The 15,655-nt window shown below is 68.3% G+C and carries 15 protein-coding genes, 1 tRNA gene and 2 pseudogenes; 15 read left to right on the top strand and 3 right to left on the bottom strand.

What is annotated here, in order from left to right; translation table 11 throughout:
* The first annotated feature begins 78 nt into the window (after nt 1–78).
* Complete coding sequence (locus tag K3N28_RS18970; protein ID WP_228094322.1) at nt 79–495, top strand: hypothetical protein; 417 nt, start codon at nt 79–81, stop codon at nt 493–495.
* 87 nt (nt 496–582) lie between these two features.
* Here the strand turns inward: K3N28_RS18970 and K3N28_RS18965 are convergent.
* A pseudogene (locus tag K3N28_RS18965) lies at nt 583–897 on the bottom strand (transposase); the annotation flags it as partial.
* A 35-nt stretch (nt 898–932) separates the two neighbouring features.
* On the opposite strand from K3N28_RS18965, the gene K3N28_RS18960 reads away from it, so the two are divergent.
* The 4 genes from K3N28_RS18960 (at nt 933) to K3N28_RS18945 (ending at nt 4,274) form a co-directional block, all read left to right on the top strand.
* Nucleotides 933–1,184, top strand: coding sequence for a hypothetical protein (locus K3N28_RS18960; RefSeq protein WP_228094320.1), 252 nt, complete (start codon nt 933–935; stop codon nt 1,182–1,184).
* A gap of 426 nt (nt 1,185–1,610) precedes the next feature.
* Nucleotides 1,611–2,494 (top strand): IS5 family transposase gene (locus K3N28_RS18955; protein ID WP_374209831.1). Its coding sequence is split into 2 segments (ribosomal slippage): nt 1,611–1,967 and nt 1,970–2,494, totalling 882 coding nucleotides; the frame shifts between segments, so codons are not numbered across the junction.
* Nucleotides 2,491–3,312, top strand: a complete 822-nt coding sequence (locus tag K3N28_RS18950; protein WP_228094318.1) for an N-acetyltransferase — start codon at nt 2,491–2,493, stop codon at nt 3,310–3,312. The genes K3N28_RS18955 and K3N28_RS18950 overlap by 4 nt, the downstream gene beginning before the upstream one ends.
* A gap of 227 nt (nt 3,313–3,539) precedes the next feature.
* On the top strand, nt 3,540–4,274 hold the full coding sequence (locus K3N28_RS18945; RefSeq protein ID WP_228094317.1) for a hypothetical protein: 735 nt from the start codon (nt 3,540–3,542) through the stop codon (nt 4,272–4,274).
* A gap of 830 nt (nt 4,275–5,104) precedes the next feature.
* On the opposite strand, the pseudogene K3N28_RS18940 reads toward K3N28_RS18945, so the two are convergent.
* Nucleotides 5,105–5,257 (bottom strand): annotated as a pseudogene (locus tag K3N28_RS18940) (IS5/IS1182 family transposase); the annotation flags it as partial.
* Between K3N28_RS18940 and K3N28_RS18935 the strand changes: the two are divergent.
* The 3 genes from K3N28_RS18935 to K3N28_RS18925 all read left to right on the top strand — a co-directional run bounded on the left by K3N28_RS18935 (nt 5,210) and on the right by K3N28_RS18925 (nt 6,604).
* Entirely contained in the window at nt 5,210–5,464 is a 255-nt protein-coding gene (locus tag K3N28_RS18935; protein ID WP_228094391.1) for a histone-like nucleoid-structuring protein Lsr2, read from the top strand. The pseudogene K3N28_RS18940 and the gene K3N28_RS18935 sit on opposite strands and share 48 nt — an antisense overlap.
* A gap of 182 nt (nt 5,465–5,646) precedes the next feature.
* Nucleotides 5,647–5,720 (top strand) — tRNA-Pro (locus K3N28_RS18930).
* Between the two features lie 305 nt (nt 5,721–6,025).
* Nucleotides 6,026–6,604 carry a hypothetical protein gene (locus K3N28_RS18925; RefSeq protein WP_228094316.1) on the top strand — a complete coding sequence of 193 codons (579 nt, stop codon included), beginning with the start codon at nt 6,026–6,028 and terminating at the stop codon, nt 6,602–6,604.
* Nucleotides 6,605–6,847: 243 nt separating this feature from the next.
* On the opposite strand, the gene K3N28_RS18920 is transcribed toward K3N28_RS18925, so the two are convergent.
* Nucleotides 6,848–8,230 carry an erythromycin esterase family protein gene (locus tag K3N28_RS18920; RefSeq protein ID WP_228094315.1) on the bottom strand — a complete coding sequence of 461 codons (1,383 nt, stop codon included), beginning with the start codon at nt 8,228–8,230 and terminating at the stop codon, nt 6,848–6,850.
* Nucleotides 8,231–8,552: 322 nt separating this feature from the next.
* On the opposite strand from K3N28_RS18920, the gene K3N28_RS18915 reads away from it, so the two are divergent.
* From K3N28_RS18915 to K3N28_RS18885, 7 genes are all read left to right on the top strand, one after another.
* On the top strand, nt 8,553–9,464 hold the full coding sequence (locus K3N28_RS18915) for a MurR/RpiR family transcriptional regulator (RefSeq protein WP_228094314.1): 912 nt from the start codon (nt 8,553–8,555) through the stop codon (nt 9,462–9,464).
* Nucleotides 9,461–10,228, top strand: a complete 768-nt coding sequence (locus tag K3N28_RS18910) for a sugar isomerase domain-containing protein (protein ID WP_228094313.1) — start codon at nt 9,461–9,463, stop codon at nt 10,226–10,228. Before K3N28_RS18915 ends, K3N28_RS18910 begins: the two co-directional genes overlap by 4 nt.
* Nucleotides 10,229–10,250: 22 nt before the next feature.
* Nucleotides 10,251–11,663, top strand: a complete 1,413-nt coding sequence (gene ngcE, locus K3N28_RS18905) for an N-acetylglucosamine/diacetylchitobiose ABC transporter substrate-binding protein (protein WP_228094312.1) — start codon at nt 10,251–10,253, stop codon at nt 11,661–11,663.
* A gap of 12 nt (nt 11,664–11,675) precedes the next feature.
* Complete coding sequence (locus K3N28_RS18900; RefSeq protein WP_228094311.1) at nt 11,676–12,584, top strand: carbohydrate ABC transporter permease; 909 nt, start codon at nt 11,676–11,678, stop codon at nt 12,582–12,584.
* Nucleotides 12,581–13,408, top strand: coding sequence for a carbohydrate ABC transporter permease (locus K3N28_RS18895; protein ID WP_228094310.1), 828 nt, complete (start codon nt 12,581–12,583; stop codon nt 13,406–13,408). Before K3N28_RS18900 ends, K3N28_RS18895 begins: the two co-directional genes overlap by 4 nt.
* Before the next feature lie 27 nt (nt 13,409–13,435).
* Complete coding sequence (locus tag K3N28_RS18890) at nt 13,436–14,653, top strand: family 16 glycosylhydrolase (RefSeq protein WP_228094309.1); 1,218 nt, start codon at nt 13,436–13,438, stop codon at nt 14,651–14,653.
* Between the two features lie 62 nt (nt 14,654–14,715).
* Entirely contained in the window at nt 14,716–15,642 is a 927-nt protein-coding gene (locus K3N28_RS18885; protein WP_228094308.1) for an N-acetylglucosamine kinase, read from the top strand.
* The last annotated feature ends 13 nt before the right edge of the window (nt 15,643–15,655 follow it).

Here is a 15,655-nt window from a genome sequence, read left to right as displayed (position 1 = left end):
CGCGCCACCAGGACCTGGACACCCGTCGCAGCTCGCTGCGAGCCGGTCGGCATCGGCTGACCGCGGTAGTGTTCTGTTGTGACAGAAGACGAACAACGCCCTACACGGACCGGCAAGGCAGCGTTCGTCGCCGCGCTCGGGATCTGGGTAGCACAAGCGCTGACTATCGCCCTGGTGTTCCTGCCCTTCTGGAACGCGTCCGGATCCTCTTCTAAGCCCGAGAGCATCTGGGAGGGATACGAGCCCGCGCTCGTCGGATTGCTCGTAGCCCCTGTGACTGCAATGGTCATCGGCCCGGTGCTGGCTCGTGCCCTCCACCTGCGAACCGCCGCTCTGTACGCTCTAGCGCCGGTGGCCGCACTCGGCTCACTGGGGCTCTGCGGTTTCGGGTACCTGGAAGGCGTCCCGCTCGTCGCCTTCCTCATAGGCATGACGTGGAACCTCTGCGCCGTCGTCTTGGCAGACAAGAATGCACGGTCGCACACCGACGCCTGAACCTGCCCATACAACCGCACGCTCAGCGACTCGCTGATCCTTCACCTCCCACCAAAAGCACTTCCGGGACAGCCCTTAGAGCGTGTCTCAGTTGGTGAGTTTCTTGTAGCAGGTGATGGCTGCGGCGAGGGCGAGGAATGCGGCGAAGAGGTGGCCGTGGCGTTCGTATCGGAGGGTCAGGCGGCGATAGCCGCCGAGCCAGGCGATGGTGCGTTCGATCGCCCAGCGGTGGCGGCCGAGTCTGGCTGAGGATTCGATGCCGCGGCGGGCGATGCGATCACCGATACGCCGTTCACGCAGTGTCCGGTGGCAGTCAGGGATGTCGTAGGCCTTGTCCGCACCGCACCTACTATGTACTTGCCGGTTCCGCGTCGGTCCTGGTTCATAATGAGGATCTACCCTGCGTCCCCGGAGCGGGCGACGTTCCGACAAAAGTCGTGAACAGTAACATGGGTCATATCGACTTGCCTCGGGCTGAGCGCGGTGGTTTTTCGAGTATTAGTGACGCGCGCCAGGCGGTTCGTGATTTGAGTAAGCAGATCGAGGAATCAGGATTCCCTGAGGGGACGATCCCGGACAGTGCGCGTAGTCATCGTGTGCTGGTGTCGATCGGCACCAGTGGGTATGCTGTCTATCAAATCAAGTCCAACGGCAATGCCGTTTTCGAGACGATCCTGGAGGCTCGATGACTGAGCGAGATGATGAAGGACCCTTGAGTGAGCCTTTCTGGCAGCTAATAGATGGCGCAGAGAAATTGGTACAGCAGGTTCTGCGGCGGCGGTTTCCGCAGGCCTATTCGGATCTCTCGACAAGCCTGGAGACTGCTGACCCGATGGAGGTGGTTTATCCGGGAAATCCGAACGAATACTCGGACGTTGTTCGAGAGTTGATAGTCCTGCTTGCCCCCGTGAACGGAGATATCTCAAAGATTGGCGATTCAGAACTAGAGCATCTCGTTAATGAGGCGCTGCGTCGATGTTTCGGAGAAGAAGCGGACCGTTCCAGGGTGGTAAATGTAGTACGGCTACTCCGGCGAATTCGACATTGAAACCTCACTTGTTGATCCGAAACTATTGATATGAGAATCAAAGCGCATCTCAGTTGGCGCGCAAGGCATGTGGAATTATTCGCATGTGGATGAGTTCGCCAAACGTCTTGTACCCGATGGGCTCTGGGAGATCGTCGAGCCGTTGATACCGGCTTCGCCGAAACGCGTCCAAGGCGGTGGGATCCCGCGGGCCGATGACCGGGCGGTGTTCTGTGCGATCGTGTTCGTGCTGACCAGCAGGTGCGCGTGGCGGCATCTGCCGCCGGACTTCGGCGTCTCGCACCAGACCGCGCACCGGCGCTTCACCGAGTGGTCCGAAGCCGCGCTATGGGCGAAACTCCACCGGGCCGTACTCGACCGGCTCGGCGCCGCCGGGGAGATCGACTGGTCGCGGGCGATCGTCGACGCCGCGAGTATGCGCGCTAAAAAGGGGGATCGCTGACCGGCCCAAACCCGGTCGATCGAGGTAAGGCGGGCTCGAAGATCCACGTCCTCACCGACCGGAACGGCCTGCCACTCGCATTGGGTATTTCAGCGGCCAATCTTCACGACTCACAGGCCTTGGAGCCGCTGGTGCAGGGCATCCCCAAGATCCGGTCCCGGCGCGGGCCCCGGCGCCGCAAGCCTGCGAAGCTCCACGCGGACAAGGCCTACGACATCCCCGACTGCCACTGGGCCCTGCGCGAGCGGCGTATCGGCGACCGCATCGTCCGCCGCGGCATCGAATCCTCAGCCAGACTCGGCCGCCACCGGTGGGCGATCGAACGCACCATCGCCTGGCTCGGCGGCTACCGCCGCCTCACCCTCCGATACGAACGCCACGGCCACCTCTTCGCCGCATTCCTCGCCCTCGCCGCAGCCATCACCTGCTACAAGAAACTCACCAACTGCGGCAAGCTCTCACTGCGCAGCTCTGAGGCATGCGGTGTCGCACTACCATCGAGCGAATGAACTCTCATGCCCACGACTTGACGGAATCATCGCTGTTCGAACGCACTGCGACGGCATTCTGGTCGCTCGGGGCGAGCATCAGCGCACAGGCAGGATTCGAGATCGTCCACCACCCGACCGCACCGGGCCATGCGCTGGGCAACTTCATCACCCGGGTCCGCGACAGGGCAGCCGCGTCGGCCATTGTGACGGACCACAGCACCGCCTTGCCCGCACGGCTGGTCATCGACACCGACACCCCGCCCCCGGTCGAAGCCGCTGTCGCCCTCGCCGACTGGACTGTCGAGCACCTGCTCCTTCTCGCACTGCCGGCCACCACCACCATCCCCGAACCACACGGCCTCGACACGCGGGCGGCTGAGGGCGACGCCGACTGGCAGGCGATCGAGCACCTGTTCCGCATTGACCACCTTGAAGAGGACGCCCGCCACGGCGTGCCGGCACGGCCACTGGAGCAGACCCGTGCGGCCGTCGATCTGCGCCGCGCACTCGGGCCGGGGGTGGACTACCTCCTCGCCGAGCGCGACGGAGCGACGGTCTCGACGATCGCGGTATGGGTGAGCGGGGAGGGCATCGGCGTCATCGAGGATGTATTCGTCCACCCCCGCCAGCGGGGCATGGGAACCGCCACGCAGATGCTGCGCCACGCCGTGGCCCGGGCCCGGGCTCGAGGTGCCGGATCGATCATGATCGGCGCCGAAGCCGACGACACCCCAAAGCACCTCTACCACGCCTTCGGGTTCCGCCCAGTCGGCGTGCAACGCAGCTACACCCACCCGGCCTCCGCGAAGCAACCCGCACCCGAACCCACCAGCTGAGACACGCTCTTAGTGCTCCATCCGTGAAAGTTGGTCTTCGCGGAGTATGTGACACCGAACGACTGAGGGCTGACGCCTTCCGTGAGGTTGCACATGGAACCCCGGTGCGACCGCTAGTGCACGGCTTCCGCAGCCGCGGAACGGGATTCGTTCAGCGCGCGCGGTTAACGAGTTGGCGGTTGTGGCGGGCGGTGTCTATGGTGTAGCTCGAAAGTGAGGGTTGCCCCGTGACCAAGTTGAACCAGATCATCGCGATCGAGAAGAGCGTCAAGGCGAAGGCCGCGCGCGTGATCGGCGATGCCGGACGTGAGCTCGGCAAAGCGCCGCTCCTGTCGGGCATCTCCCGGACCTACCAGCCCAAGGACGAGGACGGCGAACAGCTGCCGCCCGAGTCGACCAAGGTGCAGCGGCGGGTCGAGGAGCAGCTGCGCGAGGTCTCGGCGGCGATGACCCGGCTCTTCGACGTCACCGCGACCAAGGACCGCACCAACGCGATCGCTGCGGCGGACGTCGTCATCGACGGCGAAGTGCTCCTCGCAGACGTCCCCGTCACCTACCTGCTGTTCCTGGAGAAGCAGGTAGGCGAGCTGCAGGCGTTCGTGAAGGCGCTGCCCGTGCTGGACGCGGCCGAGTCGTGGACGTTCAACGACGCGGCGGACTGCTACGCCACCGATCCGGTGAAGACGCAGCGGGCCAAGAAGGTCCCGCGTAACCACGTCAAGGCCGAGGCGACCGAGGAGCACCCGGCGCAGGTCGACGTGTACTACGAGGACATCCCGGTGGGCTACTGGACCACCGTGAAGTTCTCGGGCGCGGCGCCGGCCAAGCGGGTCGCGCAGCTCGCGGAGCGGCTCGAGAAGCTCCAGATCGCCGTCAAGTTCGCCCGGGAGGAGGCCAACGGGACCGAGGTCGTCGACGAGAAGATCGGCGACAAGGTCTTCGGCTACCTGCTCGGCGAATAGACGCACCCAGACTCCCTGTTTGAGCGACAGGGACGGCGCCCCAAAAGCGCCGAACGCTGAAACTGAGATTCAGTCCTAGTAGAACGCGGGAACAATTGGGTCCCCTGCGGAATTTAGCCCCGCAGTCGTGGGCGCACGTTCACCGCTAAACTTGAGACTCTCGCTCGAGATTCAGCATTCGCCACGCGGCGGCGTTCCGCGAGTAGTTCCTCTGGGACATCGATGTTGGGGGTTCGAATCCCTCCCGCCCCACCACATGGGGCGGTAGTTCAATGGTAGAGCGCGATGCTAGCAGTAGACTCAACGGCTACCGGTAGGGAACGCAGCGGCGACTATGTGGCACATGGCGGCCCGGTGTCGAGGTCAACGACCCGGGCCGCACCTCTTTGCCCGCGTGAGGTTTCCGTCGGGTCGGCGGCGCTGCAGAGCGGTTCCGCTTGCTCCGGTGGCTTTTTCGCAGACCGGCCGCACGTCGCGGCGCGGGCGCTTCCCGGGATCACCCGGACCGTCCTTGCGAGCGACATGCGGTGCGCAGCATAATGGTCGCCATGAGCGACAATAGAAAGGGCGATGCCGCGTAGGCCGCGCGCGAGTACGCGCATCGCAAGCCCGCCGCCGTCGCTACTCGTGGAGCAGGCGGGACTTCCCCAGAAATCCGGGCGCCTCAAGTGCCCTCCAGGACGCCGTCGTGCGGCTCGAGAACAGCGACGAGCGCTTTGCCCCGGGTGAAATAGCCGACGCGTTCCGAAACTGGCAACGAGTGGTCAGCGGCCCGGCCCGCCGTGCGCACGACTGCGCGCTCCACGCCGATTGCGAGTACTGCAATCCGCCTAGGCCGTGTTTGGTAAGTCGCGGAGCCGGTTGGTGATGATGGCGACTTGGACGGTCGCGAGGTAGCGGACGGCGAGTTTGTCGTACCTGGTGGCGAGGGAGCGGTGTTGTTTGAGGCGGCCGATGGTGCGCTCGATGGTGGAGCGGTCCTTGCAGCGGTCGGCGTCGAATGCCGGTGGCCTGCCGCCTCGGGCGCCGCGCCGGCGGCGGCGAAGAGTGCGCCGAACCGAGGCGGCAAGGAGCGAAATCGCGCCATCCGCCCCTGGGGTGAGGAGCATCGCCTGCCGGTCGAGGTTCGAGGGAAGCTCTCGGATGAGGTGATCACCAAGTACGACGCTGCCCACACTGAGCCGGCTTAAGGCTTTGCCAGCGCTTCCGAACCTGTGCCGTCACCTCCCTGGAGGAAGTAGTGGGATGCCGTTCACGCAGGTCAGGTTGCGGTCTTAGGCTCGGAAGGGGTCGGAGACAGTCCGAATACCTGGCGGTGTTTTGAGGCGCTCGTGCTGTACCCTGGCTGAGGCCGCTTTTGTGGTGGTGAGATCGGGACGTGGCGCAGCTTGGTAGCGCACCCCGTTTGGGACGGGGGGGTCGCAGGTTCAAATCCTGTCGTCCCGACAAGATACTGCTAAAAGTGAATACGGTTCATGTTCGGGCAGTCGGTCACCGACTGCCCGAACTTGCTCTTCAGGGGCTGGCAACGGTGCCGGTAGCCGGCCTCGCGATGGTTCTCAGGTCCGGTAGTCGACTACGGGCTTGGAAAGCCCGGTAGCCGCGGTGCCGCAGCCCGGTGATCCGTTTGGCGAGAACCTAGAAAATACCGGGGGTGTAGCGGCATTGACGGCGCATTCTTTGTAGGTACTCTACAACGATGGCACGAATCCGGTAGCTGGGTGATTGCGCACGGTTGCGAGACTGGTCCTATGAACAGCGCATCGAACACCATCGACCGCCCCGGAACCGCCAAGTCCATCGTGACCTGGGTTGCGGCGCCAGTCGCCTGGTTCCTGGCCCTCCTCTGCTGGCTCTTCGTGGGCCAAGGGACGACAGCAGTGCTCATCGCGTTGCTGGCGCTGCCCGCGCCGTGGCTGCTGTGGACCGCGTGGCGGATGCCGCGTCCGCGCCTCGACACCTACCTCGCCGAAGGCGGCGCACTGCTGAGCGGGGCCATCGCGCTCTACATCACCGTGCTGGCCTACATGATCGCCAACGACGGGCCCGCGCCGCTCGAATTCATGCTCATCTACCTCGGCGCCGCGGCGGTGTTCATCGCCGCCGCGATCCCGCTCCCGGGCAGGAGGATCGCGTACGGGTCGGCCGCCCTCGCCTGCGTGGTCATCGGGATCGGACTGCGCGTGCTCTCCTCTGAGACCTCCTACTACCCGGGCATCGACTGGGTGACGAAGGACGAGCTGTTCGCCTGGGCCTTCCTGGGCCTGCCCGCACTCGGCGCACTGCTGCAGATCCTGTGGTGGCTGCGCCGCAGGAACCGCACCGCCTGAAGCACCGGCCTCCGGGGCCGCGTCCATGCCCCCGATCGTTGCCAGGCGTCACCGTGGTGCTCGTTGAACGGCGACCGCCCACGGAGCGAGTGTCTATAGTGGGGGCTGATCGGTTTGGCGAGGCGCGCCGGCGGGCGGTGAACCCCCGAGCGGCGCAGTCTGGTCCGCTTGCGCGGGGCCGAGACCGGATCGGTTGGGGACGCCGTCAACGGCTCCTGGTGGGCCCCGCACTGTCTCGGTGGCTCACACCTCGAACGGATAAGTTTCGGGTGGCTCGTCCTGGTCCCAGTGCGCGGTCCGCTCCAGTGGCTCGACCGCCTGCGTCTCATCGATGTGGACGATCGCGTCGAACTGGTCGGCGACCCTGGCGTGGAAGTAGTGGCTGTGCCGCTCGGTGTCGGGGCGGTAGATGACGCCGATGGCGCGTTCCAGCCGCTCCTCGCGCAGCACCTCGGCGGCCCGCTGCGCCTGGTCGAACCGGAGCAGGAACGCCTTCCGTCCGACCTGGTGGAACAGCTCCTCAACGCTGCCGGGCAGGCCGGGCCTGACCTGTTTCCGCAGCGCGGGGCCGCCCCAGTCGTCGGCGGCGGTCACCGTGCCGGTGTAGGTGGTGAAGCCGATCAGGCGGCATTCGCCCGGATGCCGTTCGCGCATCACCTGCCCGACGTTCAGCTCACCGCCTCGGCCCAGTTCGGTCGCCCGGGCGTCGCCGAGGTGGGAGTTGTGCGCCCACACCACGATCTTCGCGGGCTCGCCGCGCTGTTCGCTCAGATGCTCGGCGAGCGCGTCGAGGGTCTCGACCATGTGGGTGTCGCGCAGGTTCCACGAGGCGACCGAATCACCGAACATCGACCGGTAGTACTCCTCGGCCGCCAGGACGGTCTGCGCATTGCGCTCAGCGTAGAAGCGGTCGTCCTCGGCGAGCAGGCCGTCGCGCCGAGCCGCCTCGAGCCCGTGCCGCTGGAGGTCGAGCAGCTGCTCGAGCACCTGCTCCTGACATGATTCCCCGGCGCCGAACGCCGCCGCGTAACCGTAGGCCTGGCCGTCCTCGCGCCCGCTGTGGTCGAAGCAGGCGTAGCGCGCTCTGGCGCGTGCCGCCGCTTCCGGATCGACGCCCTCCAAGTAGGCGATGACCTCCCGGACGGACCGGTGGAGGCTGTACAGGTCGAGCCCGTAGAAGCCGGCCTTCGCGTGCTCCTCGCCCTCGTGGCGGTCGTTGCGGACGCGGAGCCATTCGGCGAACCGCAGCACGCTCGTGTTGCGCCACATCCACACCGGGAACCGCTCGAAGCCGCTCAACGCGTCGTCGGCGCTGTCGGGCCGGCCCTCGCCGCGCACGTACCGGTTGACGCGGTAGGCGTCGGGCCAGTCGGCCTCCACGGCGACGGCGCAGAAGCCCTGCTCTTCGATGAGCCGCCGCGTCAGGTGCTCCCGGGCGGAGTAGCACTCCGCGCTGCCGTGCGAGGCCTCGCCGAGGAGGACGAACCGCGCGTCGCCCACCAGGTCGAGCCAGGTCTGGTCGTCGGGCAGGCCGTCGGTGACGGGGAGGGCCTCGGAGCGAACGATCGATGCCGCGGAGGCCTCCTCTGACCTGGCGCCCCGGTTGCGGAACTCGCGATTCGGCATGTCCGAGACATGCCCGCGTCGACCTGCGGTCAAACGGGCGGGGCAGGTCGGCGCGACCGGCCGTTCCGCAGCGTCCTGTCGAAGAGGGCCCCGACCGATACGGTCTGACGGAACGGCTCCGACTCGAAGGCCCAGAGGGTTGCCGACGGCGAACGCGGTGGTGTCGGCCCCGAAGGGCCGGACGTGCGAGGGCGCCTCGGCAAGGGGCTCGAGGGGCTTCCGCCGTGAAATTTATCTGGAAAGTACCTTGACTTCTGCGTCCGTCGAACGTAATTTTCATCATAAGCATCCAGGGATGAAAATTATTATGGTGAGGGATTCGATGGGGAACCAAGGTGTGATCGGGCGGCTCCGGATGGAGCAGCCGACACTGCCCGACGCGTTGCAGCGCGTCGCCGCGACGATCCTCGACGACCCCGACACCGCCGCGAAGGCCTCGATCGTCGACCTCGCCGAACGCGCCGGCACCTCCACCGCCACCGTCACCCGGTTCTGCCGCACGCTCGGCTTCCCCGGCTACGCCGCGCTCCGGGTCGCGCTCGCCGCGGAGAACGGCCGCGTCGCCCAGGCCCGCTGGGAGACCGACATCGACAAGGAGATCGAACCCGGCGACTCCCTCGACCAGGTCCTCGGCGTCGTCGCCGGCGCCGACTCCCGCGCCATCCAGGAGACCGCGTCCCAACTGGACCTCGACCTGGTCGGCCGGGTCGCCGAGGCCGTCGCCGCCGCCGAGCGGGTCGAGCTGTTCGGCCTCGGCAGCAGCGGCACCGCCGCCCGCGAGATGGCCTTCCGCCTCGAACGCATCCGCGTCCCCTGCTGGTTCCGCTCCGACGCCCACTCCGCGCTCACCAACGCCGCCCTGCTCCGCAGCGGCGACGTCGCCATCGGACTGTCCCATTCGGGCCGCACCCGCGAGGGCGTCGAGGTCCTCGCCGAGGCCCGCGACCAAGGCGCGCTGGCCGTCGCGGTCACCTCCTTCGCCCGCTCGCCCATGGCCGAGGCCGCCGACGTGGTCCTCACGACCGCCGTCCACGAGACGACGTTCCGCCTCGCCGCCCTCTCCGCGCTGCACTCCCAGCTGCTCGTCCTCGACCTCATCTACGTCGCGGTCGCGCAGCGCACCTTCGAGCGCACCACCGAGGCCTTCGAAGTGACCGCCCGCGCCGTGCAGGCGCACCGCTTCGCCGACGAACCGGGACGCCCCCGCCGCAACCGATCCAAGGAGCAGGAATGACCGAGGCACACCCGCGCATCACCGCCGAGTCCTATCTGGAACTGATCACCGAGACCGTGCAGCGGGTCGGCCGGGACCAGCTCCCGGGGGTCCGGCAGGCCGCCGACCTCATCGCCACGAGCCTCGACGAAGGCGGCATCCTCCAGGCGTTCGGATCCGGCCACTCCGAGGCCCTCGCCATGGAGCTCGCCGGACGCGCCGGCGGTCTCGTGCCGTCCAACCGGATCGCCATGCGCGACATCGTCCTCCACGGCGACCAGCCCCGCGACGTCCTCGAAGACCCGTTCCTCGAACGCAAACCCGAGACCGCCCACCGAATCCTCGAATCCGCGCCCCTGCACCCGGCCGACGTCTTCGTCATCGCCTCCAACTCCGGCATCAACGGCGTCGTCGTCGAACTCGCGCTCCAGGTCAAGGAACGCGGCCATCGGCTCATCGCCTTCACCTCCCTCGACCACAGCGCCAAGTCCGCCTCCCGGCACCCCTCCGGGAAGCGCCTGTCCGAGATCGCCGACGTCGTCCTCGACAACGGCGCGCCCTACGGCGACGCCGCCCTCCCGCTGCCCGGCGGCGGCGCGGTCGGCGCGGTCTCCTCCGTCACCGCCGCCGTCCTCGCCCAGATGATCGGCGCCGAGATCGCCCAACGATTCGTCGACAAAGGACAGAATCCCCCGATCTACCTGTCCGCCAACATCGCCGGCGGCGACGAGCACAACCAGTCCCTCGAAGCGCGGTACGTCGGACGCATCCGCCGCACCGCCTGACACATCGAAGAAGAGGCCCCTCATGACCCTGCCGCACCCCCGCACCACGCCCACCCGCCGCACCCTGCTGCGCGGCGGCGCCGCCGCCGGAGCGGCCGGACTGCTCTCCGGCTGCGTCACCGCCGGCGGCTCCGACGACGCCGAGAGCGCCTCCGGCGACGTCACCGACGACAACCCGCTCGGCGTCCCCGAGGACGCCGACCTCGAAGTCGTCATGTTCAACGGCGGCTACGGCCAGGCCTACACCGAGCACGCCGCCGAGGTCTACGAGGCTCGCCACCCCGACGCCGCCGTCGACCACCAGGGCGTCCAACGCGTCGGCGAGACCCTCCAACCGCGCTTCGTCGCCGGCGAACCGCCGGACGTCGTCGACAACACCGGCGCCGGACGACTCGACATCGCCCAGCTCGCCGCCTCCGGCCAGCTCCACGACCTCGCCGAACTCCTCGACGCCCCCAGCCTCGACGATCCCGCCGTCCCCGTCCGCGACACCCTCCTCCCCGGCGTCGTCGAAGACGGCACCCTCGACGGCGAGGTCGTGTTCCTCAACTACTCCTCGGTGCTGTGGGGCCTCTGGTACTCGACCTCCCTGTTCGAGTCCCACGGCTGGGCCTACCCCCGGACCTGGGACGACATGCTCGCCCTCTGCGAGGAGATCAAGCAGGCCGGGATCGCCCCGTGGACCTGGCAGGGCAAATACCCCGAGTACATGGTGGACCCGCTGCAGTCCCTCGCCGCCAAGGTCGGCGGCATGGAGCTCGTCAAGGCGATCGACAACCTCGAACCCGGCGCCTGGCAGCAGGACGCCATGCTCACCGCCGCCGACGGCATCCACCGGCTCGTCACCGGCGGCCACATCATGGCCGGATCCGAGGCCCTCTCCCACACCGAGGCCCAGAACGCCTGGAGCAACGGCGAAGCCGCCTTCATCCCCTGCGGCTCCTGGCTCGAAGGCGAACAGCAGGGCGTGACCCCCGAAGGCTTCGACATGGTCATGGCCCCCGTTCCCGACCTGACCGCCTCGGACGCGATGCCCTTCGGCGCCCTGCAAGGCTCCAGCAGCGAGTCCTTCCTCGTCCCCGCCCAGGCCGCCAACCCGCGCGGCGGACTCGACTACCTGCGCTGCCTGTTCTCCCTCGACGTCGCCCGCGGCTTCGCCGAGACCGCCAAGGCCCTCCCCGTCGTCCGCGGCGCGACCGACGGCGTCGAGATGAGCACCGGCCTCGCCTCCGTCGCCGACGCCGTCGAAGCCGCCGGCGAGCACGTGTTCGGCTACAAGTACCGCACCTGGTACGCCCCGCTCGCGAAGGCCGTCGACGACGCCACCGGCGAGCTGCTGGCCGGACGCGTCGACCCCGAAGCCTGGGCCGACCGCATCCAGAGCGCCGCCGACGACGTGGCCGCCGACGACTCCGTCACCAAGTACGAGCGCTGACGGGCGGGCGTCATGCGGCACGGCAAGAACCGCTTCCTGATCGGCGCGCTGGCGGCACCGCTCCTGCTGTACGGGGTGTTCGTCGTCTCCCCGTACGCGCAGGCGTTCTACCTGGCCTTCACCGACTGGAACGGCCTGTCCGGGCAGGCGGGCGCCGTGGGATTCGAGAACTTCACGTCACTGTGGAGCGACGACCTGTTCCTCTCGGCGCTGCGCAACAACGGCCTGATGCTCCTGGTCGTGCCGCTGATCACCATCGTCCTGGCGCTGTTCTTCGCCGCCATGCTCACCATGGGCCGCTCCGACCAGCGCGGCGGTATCCGCGGCTCCCGGGCGTACCGCATCGTCTACTTCTTCCCGCAGCTGCTGTCGGTCGCGATCCTCGGGGTGCTGTTCCAGTTCGTCTTCACCCCCAACAACGGCCTCCTCAACGGCGTGCTCGAAGCGGTCGGGCTCGGCTCCTTCACCCGGTCCTGGCTGGCCGAGCCGGCCTGGGCGCTCCCGGCCGTCATGGCCGTCATGATCTGGGCCGCCGTCGGCTTCTACGTCGTCCTGTTCGCCGCCGCGATGGAATCCATCCCGCGCGACGTCCTGGAGGCGGCCAGGCTCGACGGCGCCGGACGCCTCGCCACCTTCCGGCGCATCACACTGCCGTTCGTGTGGGACACCGTCCAGGTCGCCTACGTCTACCTCGGCATCCTCGCGCTCGACGGCTTCGCGCTGGTCCAGATCATGACCGTCGGCCCCGGCGGTCCGAACAACTCGACCGAGGTCATCGGCCTCACGCTCTACCGGGCCGCGTTCACCTACGGGGAGTTCGGCTACGCCTCGGCCATGGGCGTGACCCTGTTCTTCCTCACCCTCACGCTGACCGCGGTAGCGCTGCGGGCGACGCGCCGCGAGCGAGTGGAGGTCGCATGAGGACCAAAGCCACCGAATCCCTGCTGCACGTCGTCCTGCTCGGCTGGGCCGCGCTGGTCACCCTGCCGCTGGCCTGGGCGGTCCTGTCCTCCCTCAAGACCGACGCCGAGATCTTCGCGAGCCCCTGGTCGCTGCCGGACGAACTCCGGTGGGACAACTGGGCCCGCGCCTGGCAGGAGGCCTCGATCGGCCGCTACCTGCTCAACACGCTCATCGTCGTCGGCGGGGCGCTCGTCCTGGTCATGCTCCTCGGCGCGCTCACCGCCTACTGCCTGGCCCGCTACCGGTTCCCCGGCAACCGCGTCATCTACTACACGCTCGTCGCGGGGATGCTCTTCCCGGTGTTCCTCGCCCTCGTCCCGCTGTTCTTCGTCGTCGACCAGCTCGGCATGCTCGGCACCTATCACGGGCTGATCCTCGTGTACGCCGCGTACGCCCTGCCGTTCACGGTGTTCTTCCTGCACGCGTTCTTCCGCGGCCTGCCCACCGCCGTCGCCGAGGCGGCCTTCCTCGACGGCTGCTCGCACACGTCCGCGTTCTTCAAGGTCATGCTGCCGATGGCCCGCCCCGGCATGGTGAGCGTCGGCATCTTCAACTTCCTCGGCCTGTGGAACCAGTATCTGCTGCCGCTGGTCCTCAACCCCGATCCCGACCGCTACGTCCTGGCACAGGGGCTGGCCGCGCTCGCGGTCAGCCAGGGCTACCGCAGCGACTTCAGCGGCCTGTTCGCCGGGCTGATCATCGCGATCCTCCCGGTGCTGGCCGCCTACGTCCTGTTCCAACGACAGATCCGCTCCGGCCTCACGGCCGGGGCGGTCCGGTAACGAGTTCTATCGGAAAGGGAGCTCGACATGTCCACCCGCACGAAATCCTCCACACGCCGCATCGCGGCCCTCGCCACCGCCGCAGCCGCGGCGGCCGCCGCCACCGCATTCAGCATCACCAACATGACCGCAGCCGCCGCCGACCCCGTCTGCGAAGAGGCCCTCTTCGACGACTTCGCCTACGCCTCATCCAGCGACCCGAACCTCGACGCGCGCGGCTGGACCGTCCGCACCAACACCGGCGGACCGGGCGTGCCCGGCGCGGCCTGGCCCGCCTCCAACATCTCGTTCCCCACCGTGGACGGTGCGAGCACCCTGCAGCTGCGGGCCGCGACCGACGGCACCGCCGGCGGCACCAGCCACGCCGAGCTGTTCCACGAGCGCAAGTTCTACGAGGGCACCTACGCCGCCCGCGTCAAGTTCGCCGACGCGCCCGTGAGCGGCACCGACGGGGACCGCCTCGTCGAGACGTTCTTCACGATCACCCCGCTCGACGCGCCCATGGACCCGGACTACGGCGAGATCGACTTCGAGTACCTGCCCAACGGCGGGTGGGGCGAGCAGGGGCCCATCTTCTACCAGACCACCTGGGAGACCTACCAGAACGAGCCGTGGGTCGCCGACAACGTCCACACCTCCCAGCGCGAGAGCTTCGCGGGCTGGCACGACCTGATGTTCACCGTCGCCGACGGGCACGTCAAGTACTACATCGACGGGCAGCTCGTCGCCGACCACAGCGGCAAGTACTACCCCGAGACGCCCATGTCGATCAACTTCAACCTCTGGTTCATCGACACCGCCGGCCACACGAGCGGCATGAGCGTCTACCACCAGCAGGTCGACTACCTGTTCCACAGCGCCGACGAGGTGCTCACCCCGACCGAGGTGAACCGCCTCGTGGCCGGTTACCGCGGCGACGGCGTCGCCCACACGGACACCGTGGGCTCCGGCGGCGGCGACTGCCCGACCCCGACCGACCCGCCGACCACCGGCGAGCCGACCGACCCGCCGACCGAAGAACCGACCGACCCGCCCACGGGCGGCGAGGAGTGCGACACCGCCGTCGACTGGGCCCACGCGTCCGTCTACACCGCAGGCGATGTCGTGGTCCACGAGCGGAGCGCCAACGGCGACCCGTTCGGCCCCAAGTCCGGCGACGGACCGCACCTGTGGCGGGCCGAGTGGTGGACCCAGGGCTCCGAACCCGGATGGACCCCGCAATGGACCGACCTGGGCGCCTGCTGACCGGGCCGCCTTAAGCTGCGGGTACGCCGGGAACGGCGTACCCGCTTCGCTTGGGAGAACGCATGGAACCACTGGTGCTGGGCTTGGACGTCGGCGGCACGGCCTCCCGAGCCGTCGTCACGGACCTGAACGGGGGCGTGCTGGGCCGAGGCGAGGCCGGAGGAGGCAACCCGATCACGATCGGCCCTGCCGCGGCCGCCGAGCAGGTGGCGGTCGCGGCGCGGGCCGCCCTGACCGGCCTCGACTCCGACCGGGTCCGAGCCGGCGTCATGGGCATCGCCGGAGTGAGCGACTTCGACGACGCCGAGACCGCGGCGGCGTTCCAAACCGTCTGGGACGGCATCGGGCTGCGCTGCCGCGTCCATCCGGTCGGCGACGCCGTGGTCGCCTTCGCCGCGGGCACCGACGACCGCCGAGGCACGGTGCTGATCGCGGGCACCGGCTCGGCCGCCGCGCAGATCGAGGACGACCGCATCACCCGGGTGAGCGACGGACTCGGCTGGCTCCTCGGCGACCATGGTTCGGGCTTCTGGATCGGCCGCAGTGCCGCGGCCATGACCGCCGAGCGACTCCAGGAGTCAGCGCCCCCGACACCGCTGATGCATGCGGTCGTCAACGCCATCACCGGCCTCGACGCCGTGACCGCGGACGACTTCGCCCAAGCCGTGTATCGGAGCCCGCTCATGCGCCTGGCCGAACTCGCGCGGCTGGTCGACCGGTTCGCGCGAGCGGGGGACCGGCAGGCGATCGCGATCCTCGACGGCGCCGCCGATCACCTCGCCCGGATCGCGATGCACGCCCGCGCCGGGGACCGCACCGGCCCGATCGTCCTGTCGGGCAGCATCCTCCGCGAATGCGAACGCATCCGGGAAGGCGTCCGTTCGCGCTTGACCGCGGCTCTCCCCGAACCCGACATCCGAGTGGCCGGCCCCGGAGCACTCGGCGCCGCCCGCATGGCCGCCTGCATCACGACCGAAGACCCGCGATGAGCGCGTGCGGTGG

Origin of the sequence: Glycomyces sp. TRM65418, from assembly GCF_019710475.1 — a bacterium.
GTDB lineage: Bacteria > Actinomycetota > Actinomycetes > Mycobacteriales > Micromonosporaceae > Glycomyces.
This window is presented reverse-complemented; position numbering and strand designations above follow the sequence as displayed.

Bases quoted from the DNA above. Each gene is read 5' to 3' on its own strand.
- K3N28_RS18915 (WP_228094314.1), top strand. From the start codon at position 8,553: ATGGGGAACCAAGGTGTGATCGGGCGGCTCCGGATGGAGCAGCCGACA.
- ngcE (WP_228094312.1), top strand. From the start codon at position 10,251: ATGACCCTGCCGCACCCCCGCACCACGCCCACCCGCCGCACCCTGCTG.
- K3N28_RS18925 (WP_228094316.1), top strand. From the start codon at position 6,026: ATGAACAGCGCATCGAACACCATCGACCGCCCCGGAACCGCCAAGTCC.
- K3N28_RS18885 (WP_228094308.1), top strand. From the start codon at position 14,716: ATGGAACCACTGGTGCTGGGCTTGGACGTCGGCGGCACGGCCTCCCGA.
- K3N28_RS18895 (WP_228094310.1), top strand. From the start codon at position 12,581: ATGAGGACCAAAGCCACCGAATCCCTGCTGCACGTCGTCCTGCTCGGC.
- K3N28_RS18910 (WP_228094313.1), top strand. From the start codon at position 9,461: ATGACCGAGGCACACCCGCGCATCACCGCCGAGTCCTATCTGGAACTG.
- K3N28_RS18950 (WP_228094318.1), top strand. From the start codon at position 2,491: ATGAACTCTCATGCCCACGACTTGACGGAATCATCGCTGTTCGAACGC.
- K3N28_RS18900 (WP_228094311.1), top strand. From the start codon at position 11,676: ATGCGGCACGGCAAGAACCGCTTCCTGATCGGCGCGCTGGCGGCACCG.
- K3N28_RS18890 (WP_228094309.1), top strand. From the start codon at position 13,436: ATGTCCACCCGCACGAAATCCTCCACACGCCGCATCGCGGCCCTCGCC.
- K3N28_RS18920 (WP_228094315.1), bottom strand. From the start codon at position 8,230: ATGCCGAATCGCGAGTTCCGCAACCGGGGCGCCAGGTCAGAGGAGGCC.